General features: G+C 47.3%; 21 protein-coding genes. 4 read left to right on the top strand and 17 right to left on the bottom strand.

From position 1 onward, the window contains the following. Positions 1-80 precede the first annotated feature (80 nt). Both flgK and flgL read left to right on the top strand, forming a co-directional pair. Positions 81-1,775 carry a flagellar hook-associated protein FlgK gene (gene flgK / locus NAL19_RS13670; protein WP_225085083.1) on the top strand — a complete coding sequence of 565 codons (1,695 nt, stop codon included), beginning with the start codon at positions 81-83 and terminating at the stop codon, positions 1,773-1,775. Between the two features lie 31 nt (positions 1,776-1,806). Further along, positions 1,807-2,760, top strand: a complete 954-nt coding sequence (gene flgL, locus NAL19_RS13665) for a flagellar hook-associated protein FlgL (protein ID WP_225085082.1) — start codon at positions 1,807-1,809, stop codon at positions 2,758-2,760. 316 nt (positions 2,761-3,076) lie between these two features. Here the strand turns inward: flgL and fliR are convergent, their stop codons facing one another. The 13 genes from fliR to fliF form a co-directional block, all read right to left on the bottom strand. Next, positions 3,077-3,862, bottom strand: coding sequence for a flagellar biosynthetic protein FliR (gene fliR, locus NAL19_RS13660; protein ID WP_225085081.1), 786 nt, complete (start codon positions 3,860-3,862; stop codon positions 3,077-3,079). Positions 3,863-3,864: 2 nt separating this feature from the next. Then, positions 3,865-4,134, bottom strand: a complete 270-nt coding sequence (fliQ, locus tag NAL19_RS13655) for a flagellar biosynthesis protein FliQ (protein ID WP_015840791.1) — start codon at positions 4,132-4,134, stop codon at positions 3,865-3,867. Positions 4,135-4,154: 20 nt separating this feature from the next. Then, positions 4,155-4,850 carry a flagellar type III secretion system pore protein FliP gene (gene fliP, locus NAL19_RS13650; protein WP_263059721.1) on the bottom strand — a complete coding sequence of 232 codons (696 nt, stop codon included), beginning with the start codon at positions 4,848-4,850 and terminating at the stop codon, positions 4,155-4,157. A gap of 77 nt (positions 4,851-4,927) precedes the next feature. Then, positions 4,928-5,350 carry a flagellar biosynthetic protein FliO gene (fliO, locus tag NAL19_RS13645; RefSeq protein ID WP_263057639.1) on the bottom strand — a complete coding sequence of 141 codons (423 nt, stop codon included), beginning with the start codon at positions 5,348-5,350 and terminating at the stop codon, positions 4,928-4,930. Continuing rightward, on the bottom strand, positions 5,350-5,763 hold the full coding sequence (fliN, locus tag NAL19_RS13640; protein WP_015840788.1) for a flagellar motor switch protein FliN: 414 nt from the start codon (positions 5,761-5,763) through the stop codon (positions 5,350-5,352). Before fliN ends, fliO begins: the two co-directional genes overlap by 1 nt. Next, positions 5,756-6,769, bottom strand: a complete 1,014-nt coding sequence (gene fliM, locus NAL19_RS13635; RefSeq protein ID WP_225085079.1) for a flagellar motor switch protein FliM — start codon at positions 6,767-6,769, stop codon at positions 5,756-5,758. Before fliM ends, fliN begins: the two co-directional genes overlap by 8 nt. Positions 6,770-6,774: 5 nt before the next feature. After that, a complete protein-coding gene (fliL, locus tag NAL19_RS13630) occupies positions 6,775-7,254 on the bottom strand; it encodes a flagellar basal body-associated protein FliL (RefSeq protein WP_225085078.1) in 480 nt (159 codons plus the stop codon). Between the two features lie 155 nt (positions 7,255-7,409). Then, positions 7,410-8,708: a flagellar hook-length control protein FliK gene (locus NAL19_RS13625; RefSeq protein ID WP_263057638.1), complete on the bottom strand. Its 1,299-nt coding sequence runs from the start codon at positions 8,706-8,708 to the stop codon at positions 7,410-7,412. Continuing rightward, entirely contained in the window at positions 8,705-9,151 is a 447-nt protein-coding gene (fliJ, locus tag NAL19_RS13620; protein ID WP_263057637.1) for a flagellar export protein FliJ, read from the bottom strand. The genes NAL19_RS13625 and fliJ overlap by 4 nt, the downstream gene beginning before the upstream one ends. 8 nt (positions 9,152-9,159) lie before the next feature. After that, entirely contained in the window at positions 9,160-10,530 is a 1,371-nt protein-coding gene (gene fliI, locus NAL19_RS13615; protein WP_015840783.1) for a flagellar protein export ATPase FliI, read from the bottom strand. Continuing rightward, positions 10,530-11,255: a flagellar assembly protein FliH gene (fliH, locus tag NAL19_RS13610; protein ID WP_263057636.1), complete on the bottom strand. Its 726-nt coding sequence runs from the start codon at positions 11,253-11,255 to the stop codon at positions 10,530-10,532. The genes fliI and fliH overlap by 1 nt, the downstream gene beginning before the upstream one ends. Next, positions 11,248-12,240, bottom strand: a complete 993-nt coding sequence (gene fliG / locus NAL19_RS13605; RefSeq protein ID WP_181844700.1) for a flagellar motor switch protein FliG — start codon at positions 12,238-12,240, stop codon at positions 11,248-11,250. The genes fliH and fliG overlap by 8 nt, the downstream gene beginning before the upstream one ends. Continuing rightward, positions 12,237-13,961: a flagellar basal-body MS-ring/collar protein FliF gene (gene fliF, locus NAL19_RS13600; protein ID WP_263057635.1), complete on the bottom strand. Its 1,725-nt coding sequence runs from the start codon at positions 13,959-13,961 to the stop codon at positions 12,237-12,239. Before fliF ends, fliG begins: the two co-directional genes overlap by 4 nt. 260 nt (positions 13,962-14,221) lie before the next feature. On the opposite strand from fliF, the gene fliE reads away from it, so the two are divergent. Beyond that, positions 14,222-14,536 (top strand): flagellar hook-basal body complex protein FliE, encoded by a 315-nt coding sequence (fliE, locus tag NAL19_RS13595; protein ID WP_225085073.1) that lies wholly within the window; start codon positions 14,222-14,224, stop codon positions 14,534-14,536. Between the two features lie 7 nt (positions 14,537-14,543). On the opposite strand, the gene NAL19_RS13590 is transcribed toward fliE, so the two are convergent. The 4 genes from NAL19_RS13590 to fliD are packed head-to-tail and all read right to left on the bottom strand — an operon-like array spanning position 14,544 to position 17,009. Beyond that, a complete protein-coding gene (locus NAL19_RS13590) occupies positions 14,544-14,744 on the bottom strand; it encodes a hypothetical protein (protein WP_225085072.1) in 201 nt (66 codons plus the stop codon). Between the two features lie 55 nt (positions 14,745-14,799). Beyond that, positions 14,800-15,180: a flagella biosynthesis regulatory protein FliT gene (gene fliT / locus NAL19_RS13585; RefSeq protein WP_225085071.1), complete on the bottom strand. Its 381-nt coding sequence runs from the start codon at positions 15,178-15,180 to the stop codon at positions 14,800-14,802. Further along, positions 15,180-15,590: a flagellar export chaperone FliS gene (gene fliS / locus NAL19_RS13580; RefSeq protein WP_225085070.1), complete on the bottom strand. Its 411-nt coding sequence runs from the start codon at positions 15,588-15,590 to the stop codon at positions 15,180-15,182. Before fliS ends, fliT begins: the two co-directional genes overlap by 1 nt. Positions 15,591-15,620: 30 nt before the next feature. Next, positions 15,621-17,009 (bottom strand): flagellar filament capping protein FliD, encoded by a 1,389-nt coding sequence (gene fliD, locus NAL19_RS13575; RefSeq protein ID WP_225085069.1) that lies wholly within the window; start codon positions 17,007-17,009, stop codon positions 15,621-15,623. A 262-nt stretch (positions 17,010-17,271) separates the two neighbouring features. On the opposite strand from fliD, the gene NAL19_RS13570 reads away from it, so the two are divergent. Continuing rightward, entirely contained in the window at positions 17,272-18,147 is an 876-nt protein-coding gene (locus NAL19_RS13570) for a flagellin (protein ID WP_317630286.1), read from the top strand. Positions 18,148-18,225: the final 78 nt, after the last annotated feature.

Genomic DNA, 18,225 nt, shown 5'->3' with positions numbered 1-18,225 from the left:
CTTATGTAGCGTATTTATTGCTTTCAGCATTTTGTTAATCGCACAGGGCGAAAGAGCCTGTGTAAAAGGAACAACACCCTATGTCCAATTTAATTAATACCGCGATGAGTGGCTTAAAAGGTGCACAGGTTGCGCTCAGTACCGTGAGTAACAACATCAGTAATCAGGCTGTTACTGGGTATAGCCGACAAAATGCGATACTTGAGCAGGCGACCAGCAGCAGTACATCGGCCGGATATATTGGTAATGGTGTTAATGTTGTTAGCATCAATCGCCAATACAATGAGTTTATTACCAATCAATTACGTTCTGCGCAAACAACAAGCAGCTCTGTCAATGCTTACTACGAACAAATTTCTAAGATTGATAATCTGCTAGCCAGTAGCACCACTAGTCTTTCATCAACGATACAAGGTTTCTTTTCCAATTTGCAGAACCTCACCAGTAATTCAGGTGACTCATCTACTCGCCAAACGGTATTGGGCAAAGCTGAAGGGCTGGTTAATCAGTTTAAAGTTACGGATAAATATTTACGTGATATGGACAGTGGTTTGAATACACAGATTCAAAGTACTGTTGGCCAAATTAATTCATATAGCAATCAGATTGCGTCGCTAAATAACGAAATCACGAAACTAATGGGAGCAAATAGCGGCACGATGCCTAACGATTTGCTCGATCAGCGAGATCTTTTGGTCGATCAGCTCAATAAATTAGTGGGTGTTGATGTGACTGTTCAAGATGGGACTGTTTACAACGTTGCATTGAAGAATGGTACTAATCTGGTTCAGGCGGGAGTCAGCAATCAATTGGTTGCTATTAGTTCCAGCAGCGATCCGGCTCGTCTTACCATTGGATATAAAGATCAGACCAATGATGTCGTTACATTGAATGAGAGTACGCTAACCGGAGGTTCATTAGGCGGATTGATTTCTTTCCGTACAGGAACCCTGGATGAAGCACGTAATCAGTTAGGGCAATTAGCCCTGTCATTCGCTGATGCATTTAATGCCCAACATCAGGAAGGTTACGACTATAACGGTCTGAAAGGTGGCGATTTCTTTTCCTTTGGTAAAGCGGTTGCCCTGAATGACAGTAAAAATGGCGGCAGTGCGGTATTAACACCCTCTTACACCAATACCAAAGAGGTGCAGGCAACCAATTATGCGGTTAAATATGATGGCGCTAACTGGCAAGTAACCCGTTTGTCTGACAACTCAAAATTTACGGCGACGGTTGATACTTCTGATAACAGCCTGAATTTTGATGGCATTAAGATGACGATTACGGGAACGCCCACAACGAATGACAGTTTCCTGCTTAAACCTGTTAATGATGTCATTACCGATATGTCAGTGGCTATTTCCGATCCGAACAAGATCGCTGCAGCGTCAGTTAAACTTGACGATTCGGGTAATCCTGTCGTAGATGGAAGCGGTAACCCTGTCTTTGGTGGTGTGAGTGATAACACGAATGCTAAGGCATTGCTTGCGCTGCAAAATGAGAAAATCGTGGGTGGGAAAGCGAGCGTTTCCAGTGCCTACGCCAGTCTAGTCGGTACTATTGGTAACCAAACTAGCACGTTGAAAATAAATAATACCTCGCAGCAAAACGTTGTTAAGCAATTAACAGCAGAACAGCAATCCGTGTCTGGTGTGAATCTGGATGAGGAATACGGCGATCTGATGCGTTACCAGCAATACTATATAGCTAATGCTCAGGTTATCAAAACAGCACAATCCATATTCGATGCGCTTTTAGCGGCTCGTAGCTAGTTTGACCATTTGATTGAGAGGAATTAATACCATGCGCTTAAGTACCAGCATGATATATCAGCAAAATATGCAAGGCATTCTGAATGGTCAGACCGCGTGGCAAAAAACGGGCGAGCAACTATCGACCGGGAAACGAGTTGTCAACCCATCTGACGATCCGATTGCGGCGGCGAGCATCATTATGCTTGGTCAGGCTCAGTCTGAGAACAGTCAGTACACACTGGCACGCACATTTGCTAAGCAAAGTATGTCTCTGGAAGAGTCTATTTTGGACAAGAGCACGAACACGATTAGCAGCGCATTGACCGAAGTAATCAAAGGCGGCGGTGTTCTGAGTGATGACGATCGCAAATCGGTCGCGACTTCCTTACGTGGTATGAAAGCTGAACTGCTGAATATGGCTAACAGCACTGACGGTAACGGTAATTATATTTTTGCTGGTTATAACACGGACAAGGTTCCTTTCGTTGAGGGGACTACTGGCGTGGATTATGTAGGCGGTAATCAGGCGATCTCACAACGTGTAGATGCGTCTCGGAATATGACAGTCAGCCATATTGGTTCTGCTGTGTTCAATGGCACAACTGGTGACGCTCAAGCAGAACCAGATGGTAGTATCCAGTCAGATTTGTTTGAGACTTTAGATATTGCAATCAAAGCGCTTGAAACGCCTATTGCTAATGCTGACGATGCAACAAAAGCCAGTGTAGCAGCGGCCTTAGAGACGGCAAACCGCGGTTTAAAAAACTCATTTAATAATATTTCAGCCGTTCGTGCAGAGTTAGGTATTCAGCTCAATGAGATTGACAACCTTGATGCCATTGGTAAAGATCGTGATGTAGCGAATAAGACTGCATTGGGGCAGTTGCAAGATACTGATTGGTATGACGCAATTTCGTCTTATATCATGCAAAAATCTTCTTTAGAAGCATCTTATACAGCATTTCAAAACATGCAGGGCATGTCGTTATTCCAGATGAAATAGTAGTAATAGAAAATAATTATCTATTCTACTGTACGGTTTGAATACGCTTAAACCGGGCGTATTTTTTAGGCGTGTCATTCTCTTTATTATATTGAATGACATGCCATTTTTTATCCTATAATCATTCCTCTAATTCCTTCTGTTAGTCCTCATTCTTCTTATATAGCTCATCAATATTCAACATGGTATGTACTACATGCGATTCCTCACGATCGCGACGGAGGCTAATTATATAAAAACGTGAAATAGCTAATAGGTGGCAGGCTAGTACATGCCTGACAGCCAGTCGCATCGGCTTATGTTTACTTATAGGGAATTAGGGGCTAGATAGCTGGGTAAGAATGTCAGCGAGTAAATCGAATACCTCGCTGAATAAACGCTCTGCGAAGGGGGGGATTAAAGGGAGTAATAAACCTAACGTCATGATTCCCACTGTGAGGGTAATCGGGAAGCCAACGACAAATATTGAGAGTTGAGGCGCCATACGATTGAGCATACCTAAAGCCAGGTTAATGGTCAGCAGCAGGGTGATGATAGGCAGCGCCAGCATTAATCCGTTGATAAAAATCAGTCCACCGGCACGTGCAAGCGCGAGAAATGCATGGCTGTTAATAGGATTGGCACTGATAGGCAGAGTATAAAAACTGTCTGCCAACAATGAAATCATCCAGAGATGACCATCAAAAGTCAGGAATAGTAAAATGGCAAGAATATTCAGGAAACGCGCTATTACCTGCATATTCGGGCCACCGGTTGGATCAAAAAAGGTCGCAAAGGCGAGCCCCATCTGTAAACCAATAAGTTCGCCGGCATGGCGAATAGCGGCAAATGCTAACTGCATTGACAGGCCGAGCGTAACGCCGATGAGAATTTGCTGTATTAACAGCCATATTCCCGCAACGGAAAAAATAGGCGTGGTGTTTAATGGCAAATAGGGCGCAACGAGCAGGGTGATCAGCACGCCTAGACCAATTTTCACCCGGTTCCCAATCGCTCTTTCGTTGAAGACAGGCGCAGTACTAATCAACGCAAGAATTCTGACAAAAGGCCAGAAAAATTGGCTGACCCAATTCACCATGTCCCAACTGTTAAACGTCAGCATACTTACCCAATAATATTAGGTAACTGGCCGAATAGCGTACGCATGTAGTCCAGCATGAGGTTTAACATCCAGGGACCTGCGATCACTAAAGTGAAAAATACGGTTAGGATTTTAGGGATAAACGAGAGTGTCATTTCGTTTACCTGCGTCGCCGCCTGCAAGAGGCTGATAGTCAGCCCGCTGAGTAGCGCCGCTATCAACGGAGGGGCCGCCAGCGCTAATGCTATCTTCATTGCTTCATAGCCAAGCGCCATCACCGATTCTGGTGTCATAGTCGCATTCCTCTATCCGTCTAACTATAAAAACTTTGGGCTAATGAACCGAGTAGCAGCTGCCAGCCATCAACTAATACAAAAAGCATCAGTTTGAAAGGCAAGGAAATGGTTGCCGGAGGAACCATCATCATCCCTAGAGCCATCAATACGCTGGCAACAACGAGGTCAATGATGAGGAAAGGAATAAATATGGTAAAGCCAATCTGGAAAGCAGTTTTTAGTTCACTTGTCACAAAGGCGGGGAGAAGCACACGCATAGGTACTTCTTCAGGCCCCTGAATCTCTGGAATTTCAGCCAATCTGGTAAACAATGCTAAATCGGTTTCCCGGGTTTGCCGTAGCATAAACTCACGCACAGGTTCGGCACCGCGTTCGATGGCGGCTTCCATGCTGATTTGATCCTGACTGAAGGGAAGATAGGCTTCTTCATAAACACGGTTTAGTACCGGCGACATAACGAAAAAGGTCAGAAAAAGCGTCAACCCTAACAAGACTTGGTTCGGTGGCGCGGTTGGCGTACCCAGCGCATTACGTAACAAACTCAGGACGATAATAATCCGAGTGAAGCTGGTCATCATTAACAATGCGGCAGGAATAAACGTTAATGATGTGAGGAAAACCAGCGTTTGTACTGATAGCGTCCAGCTCTGTCCGCCATTAGGGAGCGGTTGCGTCACAATTCCAGGAAGCTGTGCCCACACCGATGGTGCCATCAACAATAAACCGATGGTTAAACCATAGCGCAACGTGCGAAGCAGAGGGGTAATACGAAAATAATTAGGTAAGGCACTCATTCCGATTTTTCCGGACGCTTTAAAACTTTCTTTAACAGTTGATTGAAATCAACCGGCTTGGTGTCGCCAGTGGATGAACTGTCGTTGGTTGGCTGTGCTGGGAGTGTATGCAGAGGCGTGATCTGTTGAGGCGTAACACCTAACACTAGCCAGGTATTATCAACTTCTACTATAACGACACGTTCACGTTGCCCGACAGGGCAGCTGGATACGACTTTTAGCAACTTGTTTTGTTTGGCTTGAGGGGCAAACCCGAGTTTGCGAACTAGCCAGGCAATCAGCAGAATAAATAATAAAATACCAGCAAGCACGCTACCAACCTGTGTCAGTAACATGCTGCCGGTAAGTGGAGGCTCAGTAACAAGCGTTGATTGCTGGCTTGTTACTGGCGTCGGGGATGACACCGAGGCTATTGCCATTAACGACTCAGGCGGCGCATACGTTCGGATGGTGTGATGATATCGGTAATACGAACACCATACTTGTCAGATACGACGACAACTTCCCCCTGAGCGATCAGATAGCCGTTGATCAGGATATCCAGTGGTTCACCTGCCAGGCCATCAAGTGCGACAACAGAGCCTTGGGTGAGTCGCAGGAGTTCTTTTATCGTCATTTTAGTCCGGCCAAGCTCAACGGTGAGTTTGACAGGAATATCCAGGATGAGATCGATATCCTGTAAGGCACCCAGCGGATCATGACCCTCCAGCGACTTGAAAATACCTTCGGTTGTCGCGGCCGGTTTTTCTGCAGCCTGTTGCTCGTTAAATGCATCAGCCCACAGATCGTCCACTGATTCCTTGTCGTCGGACGGTTTCTTGGTGTCACTCATGGGGCTGTTCCTCGTTATCCAGAGAATTCAATATAGGGTTAATCAAATGTTCAACACGTAGAGCATATTGCCCGTTCAACGTGCCATATTGGCTGGTCAGCACCGGCACGCCGTCAACATGGGCAATGATTTTGTCAGGTTTGTCGATCGGTAACACATCGCCAGGCTGAAGTTTCAGAATCTTGGACAACCGCAACGGAATATCAACAAAGCTTGCGACCAATTCCAACTCGGAATGCTGTACCTGCTTGGCTAAGGTGTCTCGCCAGCTCTGATCTTCCTGACGTGAGTTTTCCAATGGTGGATTCGCCAGCAGTTCGCGCAGCGGCTCGATCATTGAAAAAGGAATACAGATGTTAAATTCGCCAGTTAGTGAACCGATTTCAACATGAAACGGTGTCGTCACGACGATATCATTAGGTGACGTTGTGATGTTGGTAAACTTGACCTGCATTTCTGAACGCACGTATTCGATGTCAAGTTTGTAAATCGCATTCCAGGCTTCGCCATAGGCTTCCAGAGCCAAGCGTAACATACGCTTAACCACACGTTGCTCTGTATGGGTAAATTCACGTCCTTCGACTTTCGTCGGGAAGCGCCCATCGCCGCCGAAAAGGTTATCTACGGCGATAAACACCAGGCTGGGTGAAAAGACAAACAATGCCGTGCCGCGTAGCGGTTTTAAATGAATCAGATTCAGGTTTGTCGGTACCGGAAGGTTCCTGGCAAACTCATGGTATGGCTGGATCTTGATTGCACCTACGGTGATGTCAGGGCTGCGGCGCAACAGGTTAAACAACCCCATACGGAATTGACGCGCAAAACGCTCATTAATGATTTCTAATGCCTGTAAGCGCTCGCGGATAACACGTCGTTGCGTATTCGGATCGTAGGGTTTTACGCCACCATCCGCTTTTGACGACGCATTCGCATCAGCGTCGCTATCGCCGCTGTCGCCATTTAATAGTGCATCAATTTCTGCTTGTGAAAGAATGCTATCGCCCATAATGGTTACCGCAGTATAAAGGCCGTGAACAGAACATCAGTAACGACCTGGTTAGGTTGACCAGGAACTAATGGTGGGCTTAGCACTTGCTTAATTTGCTCTATCAGCTTCTGTTTGCCTTGCTCATTAGCAAGCGCAATCGCGTCCTGACGAGAGAGTAATAGTAACAGTCTGCTACGAACCTCTGGCAGATAATTAATAAATCGTGTTCGGGTTGCTTCATCTGGTAAACGCAGCGTGAAACCAACATACAGTACACGGTCAGGATCGTTATCTGGATTGACGAGGTTAACGGTAAAGGTATCCAGCGGCATGAAAACAGGCTCTGGCGGTGGCGGTGCTTCCTGCTCGGCCGTTGCTGAGTTTTTCTGATTTAATAGCCACCAGGCAGCACCCGCAGCACCAGCCGCAGCGAGAGCAACGATAATCAGTAGTATTAGCCAAAGAGACCGTTTGCGTCCTGGTCGAACTTGCATATCAGACATAGCCAAAGATAGTTCCCGTTACTTATCGATACTTATTGCTGGATGAAACCAACAATAAATAAATGCGTAATGTCGATGATTATCCTGCCTATTGCTATGTTCAATACAGAGAATAGGCAGGGAAAACCGTGCTAACTTATTCGTTTACTTCAGTTTCACGCAAAGATATCAACGCCGTTGACCGATGACGCCATTGATCTTAACTGTTCTGGTACATTTAGTACTTCACTTGTGCCTTCTGCTGAGTGACCAAATTGCTGCTGATAAGACGGGCCACGGTTATTGCCGTCGTTATTATTACTGGCCATTTGCTGTTGCCAGGCAGAGGAATCACTACCTACGCTACTCTGGCCAAGGTTAATTCCGCTTTCTGCCATCGCATTACGCAGGTGTGGCAGTGCAGCTTCCAGCGCTGAACGAACCTGACTGCTCGCTGATGCCAGATGAATTTGTGCCTGATTATCATCAATTTTTAGGCTGATATGCAGGGTACCCAGTTCCTGTGGATTTAAGCGTAGCTCCGCGGTTTGCTGCCCATTACGGCTGAACATAACTATCTGCTGGCCCAATGCGTCTTGCCATTGCGGCGAACCAAAAGGAGCATTCAACTGTGTGCTTGTTGCCTGAGGGGCTGGTGTGGTTGTCCCCACCGATGCTGGCTGAACATGCATGGCCTGTGCAACAGGTGGCGTGGTTTGAGACACGTTATTATTTAAGGCTGAAACCGACTCAGATGCATTGCGATCGCCCGAAAGGGACGCTGGCGTCGTTAGCGCAAACTTTGTAGCCCCATCCGCAGACTCGGTTGCTGCCGATGTAGTTTGCTTACCCGCTGTATGATGCAGATCGCGTGATAGGCTTGTATCTTTATCCGCCATTACTGATGTGTCGAGCAGCTTTACCAATGTATTTTTGGCGTTTTCATCCGTATTGTTTAGAACTGATGTTGGATTTTCATTCTGGCGTTTAGCGTTAATGAATCCCGGAATCGTTGACCCCGTATTTACGGCAGTCGCGGCGATATTATCAGCAACAGGCTGTGTAGCAAGCGGCGTTGTTTGTAACATGGCAAGCAGTGCCTGCGTAGCAACAGCGTTATCTGCCGTGCTGGTACTGTCTTTTTTGTCCTGCCCCTTAAGTTTCGCCTGCTCGGCAACGTCTGGGTTTTGCTTACCCGCGGTAATCGCTGCGCCAGTAAGTGAACTGAATGAAGAGAGCATCGCGTTTAAATCATCACGATTGAGTGACGCACCCTCTTTCCCTAGCGCGTTTAGCAGGGCTTCTTCGTCCACTTTATCGAGTGTTTTTTTATCCGATGTATCGGCTATTTGCGATATGCGCTTGCTCAACAGATCAACAAAATCTTTTGGCAGCTCGCCCTGTGTCAGCAGAGAAGCAGAAGAACTGCTCGTATCGCTGGCAGTAGTAACTATGGGTAACGCGGACAGATTCATGATTCTGTTTTCCTCTGTGAGGCCCGTTGGGCAAATTCATCCATTTGTTTTTGTTCTATTTTATTTTCTTTGGCAAGCTGTCTTGTCAGTTCGCGATCTTGCAGTTTCTCAAAAGCGTTCAATCGCTGCTGTTTCTCTTGCCAGGCCTTCATTGCTAAATCTAAACGTGATGTCCACTGCGAGAGCTGCTGTCTGTGTTGCTCAATTGCACTGTCCAGCGTTCGGATGAACTGCTGATAATTTTGCCAACTATTATTCGCCATACCAGCAGACATCGTCGAGTTCAATTTTTGACGATAGTCATCCTGATAGTTTAACAGCATATTGAGCTGCTGCTCTGCCTGTTGATGCGCCTGACGCACCTGTCCCAACTGGCCTGCTGCTTTCTCAACGTCCTTCTGCGCCAGTTCGCGTAGTGTAACCAGCGGTGACTGGGTTTTCATCTGCTCTCCTACTCGTTACGAGGGAAAATAGTGTGCAACGCCTGGCAGGATTCTTCATAGTTACTTTGTTCAAACATACCCTGCTGCAAGAAGGCTTCCAGATGTGGATAGAGCCGAATTGCTTTGTCGAGCATAGGGTCACTGCCCGCGGCGTAAGCACCAACACTGACTAAATCACGGTTACGTTGGTAACTGGATAATAACTGTTTAAACTGCCTTACAGAAGCATAGTGGCCTTCATCTATCAGCGCGGTCATTGCACGGCTAATCGAGGCTTCAATATCAATTGCCGGATAATGGCCTGACTCAGCCAATTGACGGGACAACACAATGTGTCCGTCCAGAATAGCACGAGCAGAGTCAGCGATTGGATCCTGCTGATCGTCACCTTCCGTTAGAACAGTATAGAAGGCGGTAACTGAACCACCGCCATGAATACCATTTCCTGCGCGTTCTACCAACGCGGGTAATTTGGCGAAGACAGAAGGGGGGTAACCCTTGGTTGCCGGTGGTTCGCCAATGGCTAAAGCAATTTCACGCTGTGCCATGGCATAACGCGTGAGCGAATCCATGATGAGCAAGACATGATACCCACGATCGCGAAAATCTTCCGCAATACGTGTGGCATACGCCGCCCCTTGCATTCTTAATAAAGGAGAAACATCTGCTGGCGCAGCGATAACAACGGAACGCGCGCGTCCTTCCGTACCCAGAATATTCTCGATAAAATCTTTTACTTCTCGGCCACGTTCACCGATCAGGCCAACAACGATAACGTCTGCTTGAGTATAGCGTGCCATCATCCCCAGCAGCACACTTTTACCTACCCCGGAACCAGCAAACAGACCCATTCGCTGCCCACGGCCTACGGTGAGCAGGGCGTTGATGGCACGGACACCCACGTCCAGAACACTTTCAATTGGCGTTCTCTGTAATGGATTGAAGGGCGGCGTAATCAACGGTGCACGATAGCCTGTATCTGGCGCAGGTAAACCGTCCAGCGGTTTTGCGCTACCATCTAGCACCCGGCCAAGTAGCTCAGGGCCTAACGGCAATTGTTTTCCCTGACTGCTGCTGTCCTGACCAACGCGGGCATAAACGCGCGCGCCGGGGGTAATGCCTTCAACTTCTTCCAGCGGCATGAGAAAGAGTTTTTGCCCGTTGAAACCGACAACTTCGCTTTCGATTTCTTCAACCTGAGAGCCATTCTGCCGTTCGATGAGACAGGTGGCACCCAGTGGCATATGTAACCCTGTCGCTTCCAATACCAAACCTGTCGCCCGGGTTAAGCGGCCGTAACGACGCACCGAAGGTGTGTCGTCAATTCGCTTCTCAAATGAATCGAGAGAAGAAAGCCAGCGTCCGAGGCGTGAAGTCATCATAACTCTCCCGGAGCGGCTAGACGGCAAAGCTCATGCCAGCGTGTCGCCAGACTGGCATCCAGATCGCCTTCTTCCGCACTGACTTTACAACCGCCAGGATGAAGTTGGCTATCGGCAAGCAATCTCCAGCCATGCAAGCTGAGTGTCGGGCCCAAATACTGTTCAACACGTTCCAGATCTGAAGGGTGAACGCGCAACTGCGTTTTACCCGAGAACATGGGTTCTTGCTGAATCAATTGCTGTATCTGACTGAGCAGCGCGTTACCATCGCATACAGGAGGTTGCCCCAAAATCTGCTTGGCTGCGGTCAGAGCCAACTGCATCAGACGAGCTGGGATCACACTGTCGAGCGTATCCAACGTCTGTTGAAATTCGGTGACCATATTCTGCATCTGCTCGATGAGCGGCTGCTGCTGCTGTAAAGCATTCTGCAGACCCTGCTGTTGCCCCTTGGCTAAACCTTCCTGATAACCTGCGTCATAGCCTTGTTGGTGCCCTTGCGCAAAACCTGTTTCTCGCGCTTGCTGCATCGTGCTTTCACGCAGAGACGCTAATTCGTCCTCAGCGGCTGAAAGGGCGCTTTCTTCAGTAAAGCGCTCCATGTCAGGCTGCTCTGGTTCGTGATTGACCTGATAGCTTGGGAGGACAGGCTTGGAAACAGGTTCGGCCAGATCGTTGAGCTTCCAGGGCTGCCAGGCCAGGTTCTTGGGGGCGTTAGACATAAGCATCCTCGCCGCCACCGATAATCATCTCGCCGCTGTCTGCCAGTCGACGAACGATAAGCAGAATGGCTTTCTGTTCGTTTTCGACCTGCGACATGCGCACTGGACCACGCGTCGCGAGGTCGTCGCGAAGAATTTCTGCAGCACGCTGAGACATGTTGCGCAGGAATTTCTCGCGTAAAGGCTCTTCGGCACCTTTCAATGCCAACAGCAGAGACTCGGACTCGACTTCTTGCAGAAGACGCTGGATGCTGCGGTCGTCGACGTCCACCAGGTTTTCGAACAGGAACATTTCGTCGATGATTTTCTGTGCCAGTTCTCCATCGAATTCGCGTACGGCATCGATAACCGCTTCTTCCTGCTGCGTTTTCATCAAGTTGATAATTTCAGCCGCAGTACGAACACCACCCATCTTGCTGCGTTTGAGGTTCTGACCATCCAGCAAGCCATTCAGAACGTCTGTCAATTCTGCCAGCGCGGAAGGCTGAACGCCGCCGAATGTCGCAATACGGAGCATGACGTCATGGCGCAGACGTTCGTCAAACAGGGCTAAAATATCGGCAGCCTGAGCGCGTTTCAGGTGTACCAGAATGGTGGCGATAATCTGTGGGTGTTCGTCGCGGATAAGGTCTGCGGCAATCTGAGGCTCCATGAAGTTGAGCGTTTCCATCCCACTCGTAGAGTCGCGGCTTTCCAGAATATCTTCCAGTAAGCTAGACGCACGTTCTTCACCCAGCGCTTTGACAAGTACGGAGCGCAGGTAGTCGCTGGCATTCACGCTAAGCGCGGCATATTGCTCTGAGTCTGCCTCAAATTCTCTTAGGATTTCGAGCAGTTGCTGTTGTGATACCTGCCTCATGTTCGCCATTGCAGCACTGAGATGCTGTACTTCTTTGGTCGAAAGATGAGTAAACACCTCTGCGGCGCGGTCTTCACCAATGGTCATCAATAAGATGGCGCTTTTTTCTGTTCCTGTCAGGGTCATAGTTCAGTACTCATCCATTGACGAATTACCAGAGCGACAACACGTGGATCGTTCTCTGCCATTTCACGTATGCGGTTACTTTGCATTTCTGCATTGACACGTTGTTGCGATTTCCGCTGCTGTTCAACTTCCGAACTACTCAGGTTGACCATAACATCGTTGTCTGCGCCCTGAGACAGTGCTGCTGCTGCCAATGCTGCTTCTTGCTGCTGTGCTTTTCTCTGCAATTGCGGACGAACCAGCTTACGCCACAGAATCCAGGCAACGATCAGAACCAGCAGCCAACGACCCGCTTCCATCAGGAGATCGAAGAATGCCTGTTTTTGCCAGAAGGGGAGTTCGCCAGAACCGTCGGTGCTGTCCATAAATGGCGTATTCACGACATTCAATGTATCACCGCGTTCAGCAGAAAAGCCCATGGCCTCACGTGCTACCGTTTCAATCTGTTTAATCTGTTCTTCTGTGAGTGCAACTGGTTTGCCATCTTCGCCCGGTGGCTGATAGTTAACGATAACAGCAGCAGACAAACGTTTCACACCACCCGTGCTGTGCTTGGTATGTAAAATTGTCTTATCAACTTCATAGTTGGTTGTTGCGTCGTTACGAATATTTGATGTCTGAATGACGGTATTTGCGTTTGCCGCATTGGCTTGCGCACCTGTCGCATTATTTTGGTTTTGCTGGCCAGCCTGATTGTTCGCATTGGCATTAGCATTATTTGGCGCCGTTGCGATAGGCGCTGTAGGAGCCGGTGCTGGTTGATTGGTTAATGCACCTGGAACTCCACCTACGTTCGGACCGCCTCGCTGCTCACTTTGGCTGGTCTGCTGAGAGCGAACGGCTGCTTTATCTGGCGGTTGGTTCGGTTGATACTGTTCGTCAGTTTGTTCGCGGGCAGAGAAATCAATTTGTGCGGTGACTTGAGCATGCACGTTACCCATACCTACCATAGGGGCGATGATTGATTCTATGCGGCGCTGGTACATCGATTCGACTTCGTTGCTGTACTTAAGCTGCGCGGCATTCAGATCGCGACCGCTGCCGCCAGCCTGGGTTAACAGACGTCCGGTTTGATCGACGACCGTAACATTGTCTGGCGGCAAGCCCGCAACGCTGCTGGAAACCATGTAAACGATGGAATTGATTTGGCCTTCATCTAATGCACGGCCCGGCTGTAACGTCAGTGTGACGGAAGAAGAGGGCGCTTTTTGCTCACGAACGAACAGTGAGGGCTTCGGTATGGCAAGGTGAACTCGTGCATTCTGAACAGGGCCGAGCGTTTCTATCGTTCTGGACAGCTCCCCTTCCAGCGCACGCTGGTAGTTGATCTGTTCGCTGAATTGGCTGATGCCAAATTTTTCCTGATCGAGCAACTCAAAGCCAACTGCGCCGCCTTTTGGCAGTCCCAATTGAGCAAGTCGGAGTCGGGTTTCATAGACATTTTCGGCGGGAATCATGATCGCGCCGCCGCTCTCGGCAAAGCGATAAGGAATATTCAGCTTTGTTAATTCGCTGACAATCGCACCGCCGTCCCGGTCATTGATATTGCTATAGAGAACCCGATAATCTGGACCTTTAGCCCATAGCGTTAAGGCCACGACAATGGCAATGGTCGCAGCAGCTGCGATCAAAAGCGGAATCTTCGGATTGGCGCGTAACCGGTTGAGTATTTCGCCAAAGCTATTTTTACCGGTAGCGGCGCCGGTTAATGAGGCGTTCATACTCTATCTCTGCTTGGTTGTTGAACGATATACTTAACGTTGTGACGTGACAAAACAGAACTCCCTGATTGCGCAATCAATAAAACATTTCGCCTACATTTGTCGGCATGTCATTATTTTCCGTAAAAGAAAAATCGATGGGTCGATAAGGTGGCATTTTTCACGCTAATTACCCCATTTAGCCTAAGCGTGGTGTGATAGGGTATCGCTGTCATAAATGTTTATGAAAAAGCCTAATCAGCATGGTTTAGTGAGGTATTATGTCGGTTCAAGGTATTGATGGCGTTTTACAGCAAATGCAGGTCAAAGCCCTGCAGGCAGCGGGTACGCCAATAGACAGACCATCGGTAGAACCTGGTTTCGCCAGTGAGCTGAAGGCAGCGATCGATAAGATCAGCGACACGCAACAAACGGCTCGTACGCAGGCTGAGAAATTTACCTTGGGTGTACCTGGTGTAGCATTGAATGACGTGATGGTGGATTTGCAGAAGTCATCTATTTCAATGCAGATGGGCATTCAGGTACGCAATAAACTGGTCTCTGCGTATCAGGAAGTGATGAATATGTCCGTTTGATGTCGCCTCATGGCATCAGGCTGTAATTATCAACGTTATTGTGCGCGATCTCGCTGTTAATGCGGATGAGGTTGCGCGCAATCTTTATTTCTACTGATTTCTTACCCGATTCTTCCTGGTTTTCACGCTCGTTAATTTTCAGCTTTTTTAGCGCCCGCTGATGTCGTTCTGCCGATAGTGTTTGGTCATGTCGATTAAAAACAGCCAAAAAAAGCGCCTCAAAAATAGAGGCGCTGTGAGAACGTTATATCTATAACGTGGTGCTATGAATGTGTTTCATCAGGTAAGGCATCGCCAGGCAGCAGTCTTTGTCCCGAAAATTCGCTATAAGTCGTATTAATTGACTTTTGTTTCAGTGACTGCCCCATTAACGAACTTAACTCGTCCATCCGCTTCTGCAGAAGTTGTTTTACTTTCGCTTCATTATCCATCACTTCCTGCAAAATTTGTCGCAGATGCAGACGCATCACACTGTCAATTTCGTCAGGAATGGGCGTGTTCACTAAGCCTTCAACGGACTGAACATAAACAATCTCTTGTTCAACCAACGTATCCCATTGACCGGTGATGGCCAAATGAAGAATTTTTTGACTCAAAGACAAAAGTTGTTGGTAATCTTTTAGAAGCCGATGGGGGGAGGCCATTAACGTACTTCCTGCTCTGGTTTGTAATTAGGACCGATTTGCCGCCAGGCATCAGCGATATTTTCCAACAACGCTTCAACTTCTTCTATCGCTTTTGCATCGTTATGTAAATTTGCAATCAGCAAACGCTGAGACATGTAGTCATACAGAGCAGACAGGTTTTCAACGAGTTCTCCGCCCCTTTCCATATCTAAGCCAGCTTTCAGTCCATTAGTGATAATATCGATAGCTTTAGATAAGGCCATACCTTTGCCGGGTATGTCGCCTTGCTCCATGAGGATGCGTGCACGCACCATGGCACTGCGCGCACCATCAAACAGCATAACGATAAGCTGATGAGGGCTAGCGCTCATTACACTACTCTCAAGGCCTACCTGAGCGTAGGCCTGGCTGCCTTTCATATTGTACATCTCGTTACCTATCTACTTAATCGGCAAACTTTAGAGATTCTTGAACATGCTGGTTAACTGGCTGACTGTGCTGTTCATGCTAGACATTGCTTTATCTAACGCGGTGAATTGTTTTTGATAACGAGCAATCGTTTGTTCAATACTGTCACTGACGTTCGTGTACTGAGTACTCAGTGATTTCAATGTTTTATCAATGCTATCTTGCTTGTTTTTAATCGTTCCGTCGGTTGTATCAAGAAGTTCCTTCATATAGCTACGGGTTTGCGTAGCAAAACCGGTTTCCTTACTGTCACCGACGAAAAAGGTTTGAACTTTGCCCGGTTCTTCTTTTAGTGCTTTTTCGAGTTTAGTATTATTTATTTCAAGTTTACCGGTCTTAAAGTTTTGTGTAACGCCTAAATCAGCAAGAATACGAAATTCACCGCTTTCACTTTGAATTGTGGTGAGTTGTGCTTTAAGTTGGTTTTGAATACTACGAATAGTTGAGTCGCCGATCAGCGCACCGTTACTACTGGACTGATCCTCACCCGCTTTAACTGCGGTATATTTTGTTTGCGCAATAATAGTGTCTTGTAACGCATTATAAGCATCAACCCATGCCTTAACTGCGTCTTTCATCCCAGTAATATCTTGATCGATGGTCAAGGTTTCAGGTTTGTCTGCTTCTGTTTTTGCTTGTAACGTTAGCGTGACACCTTCGAATGCATCATCGATCGTATTACTTTGGCGTTCAATTTCGATACCGTTTGCAATAATTACTGAGTTTTGTGCCGCGACTTTCTCGGTTGTTGAACCCAAAACATTGCTACTATCAGTTAATGTAATTTCACCTTTTTCACCGCTATTTTTAGCGGTTAACATTAAATAGTATTCGTTATCTTTCGCCTTCACTACGCTGGCGGTCACTCCACCATTCGCTTTGTTAATCGCATCGCGAACATCATTGAGTGAGGTTTCTCCTCCCTTAATGTCAATGGTCAGTGATTTTCCGTCAGCTTGAGCAATCTTTAGCGTAGTATCCGTTGCGCTTAATGCAGTGGTTGCACTGGCTTGCACCGAGGAAGTAATCGAGTGTGCTTGCGCTAATTGTTTTACTTCTATGCTGTAGCTTCCAGCAACGGCTTTGCTCGCTGTTGTCGCAGTGAACGCTTTATTGGTACTTGAAACTTTGGTATTGGTGATTGCGTCAATAGACCCCGTAACGATACCAAAAGACTCGGATTTGGCTAAGGCATTGTTAGCCGTATTGAGTTTGTCTAAAGCACTTTTTAGTGCACTTACGCCGGTAAGCTGAGCTTTATAACTGCTCTGCTGGGTAGTGATTGGTGTCAAACGCTGATTTTCAGCGGTTCTTAAATTAGTTAGCAACGTCGTCAAATCCAGACCGGAGCCTACTCCTAAAGAAGAAATACTTGCCATGTTCGAGTCCTTTTATTGTTCAGGGTTACTGATCTACCTATATGAGTATCGGCAGAGTCGTCAATAAGTTTAGCATTAACATAGATGCGATGCTGAGTTGGCTACTAGCATATGGAAGGTTAAGACCGAGATGTTTTATTCTCGGAAAAAATTTGGAAAAAAAATTAAAGCTTCTGAAAAGTGTTCCGATAAATGTTAGCGACGGGGATGAACCCGTGGGTCTAACCCGAAACTTACATCTCATCGATTAAGGAAATCTATTATGGCCGGTATTAACACTAACATGATGTCTCTGGTTACCCAGAACAACCTGAACAAATCACAATCTTCTCTGGGTACTGCTATTGAGCGTTTGTCTTCTGGCTTGCGTATCAACAGCGCGAAAGACGATGCTGCTGGTCAGGCGATTGCTAACCGTATGACTGCACAGGTTAAAGGCCTGACTCAGGCAGCGCGTAACGCTAACGACGGTATTTCTCTGACGCAGACTGCAGAAGGTAACCTGAACGAAATCAACAACAACTTGCAACGTATCCGTGAGTTGGCTGTTCAGGCTGCGAGTGATACTAACGGTACAACTGACCGTGATTCTATCAAAAAAGAAATGCAACTGCGCTTAAATGAGATTGACCGTGTGGCTCAGTCAGCCTCTTTTAACGGTAAAAGCCTCCTGAATGCGTCGGGCAATAACGTTGATATCCAGGTGGGTGCTAACACCGGTGCGAATGAAGTCATTACTATTGACTCTGGTGCATTGATTAATGCAACCACTGGTACTGGTGGTGGCTTATCTGGTGTTGCATCTGGTATTAGTAGTTTTGATGCCACTGCTACCAGCGGTGTAGGTGGTTCAAGTGGTACAGCTCAAGCGCTCGTTGCTGCTGTTGATTTGGCATTACAAGCGGTAGATACCGCGCGTAGTAACCTGGGTGCGATTCAGAACCGTTTTGAATCCACAATCACTAACGTGAACAACACTATCAACAATCTGTCTAATGCTCGTGGTCGAATTCAGGATGCAGATTATGCAACCGAAGTGTCGAATATGAGTAAAGCAAATATTCTACAACAGGCAGGTACATCTGTCCTGTCTCAGGCGAATCAGGTTCCTCAGACTGTACTGTCTCTGCTGCGTTAATTGTCAGCAAAATAAGGTATTTCATAACCCGGCAACGCGCCGGGTTTTTTATGTCTGAAATAAAGCAATCATACGCAG

It is taken from the genome of Pectobacterium sp. F1-1 (genome assembly GCF_025643735.1).
In the GTDB taxonomy this organism is placed as follows: domain Bacteria; phylum Pseudomonadota; class Gammaproteobacteria; order Enterobacterales; family Enterobacteriaceae; genus Pectobacterium; species Pectobacterium colocasium.
The sequence above is the reverse complement of the archived record's forward strand: the minus strand, read 5'-3'. Positions and strand labels throughout refer to the sequence as shown.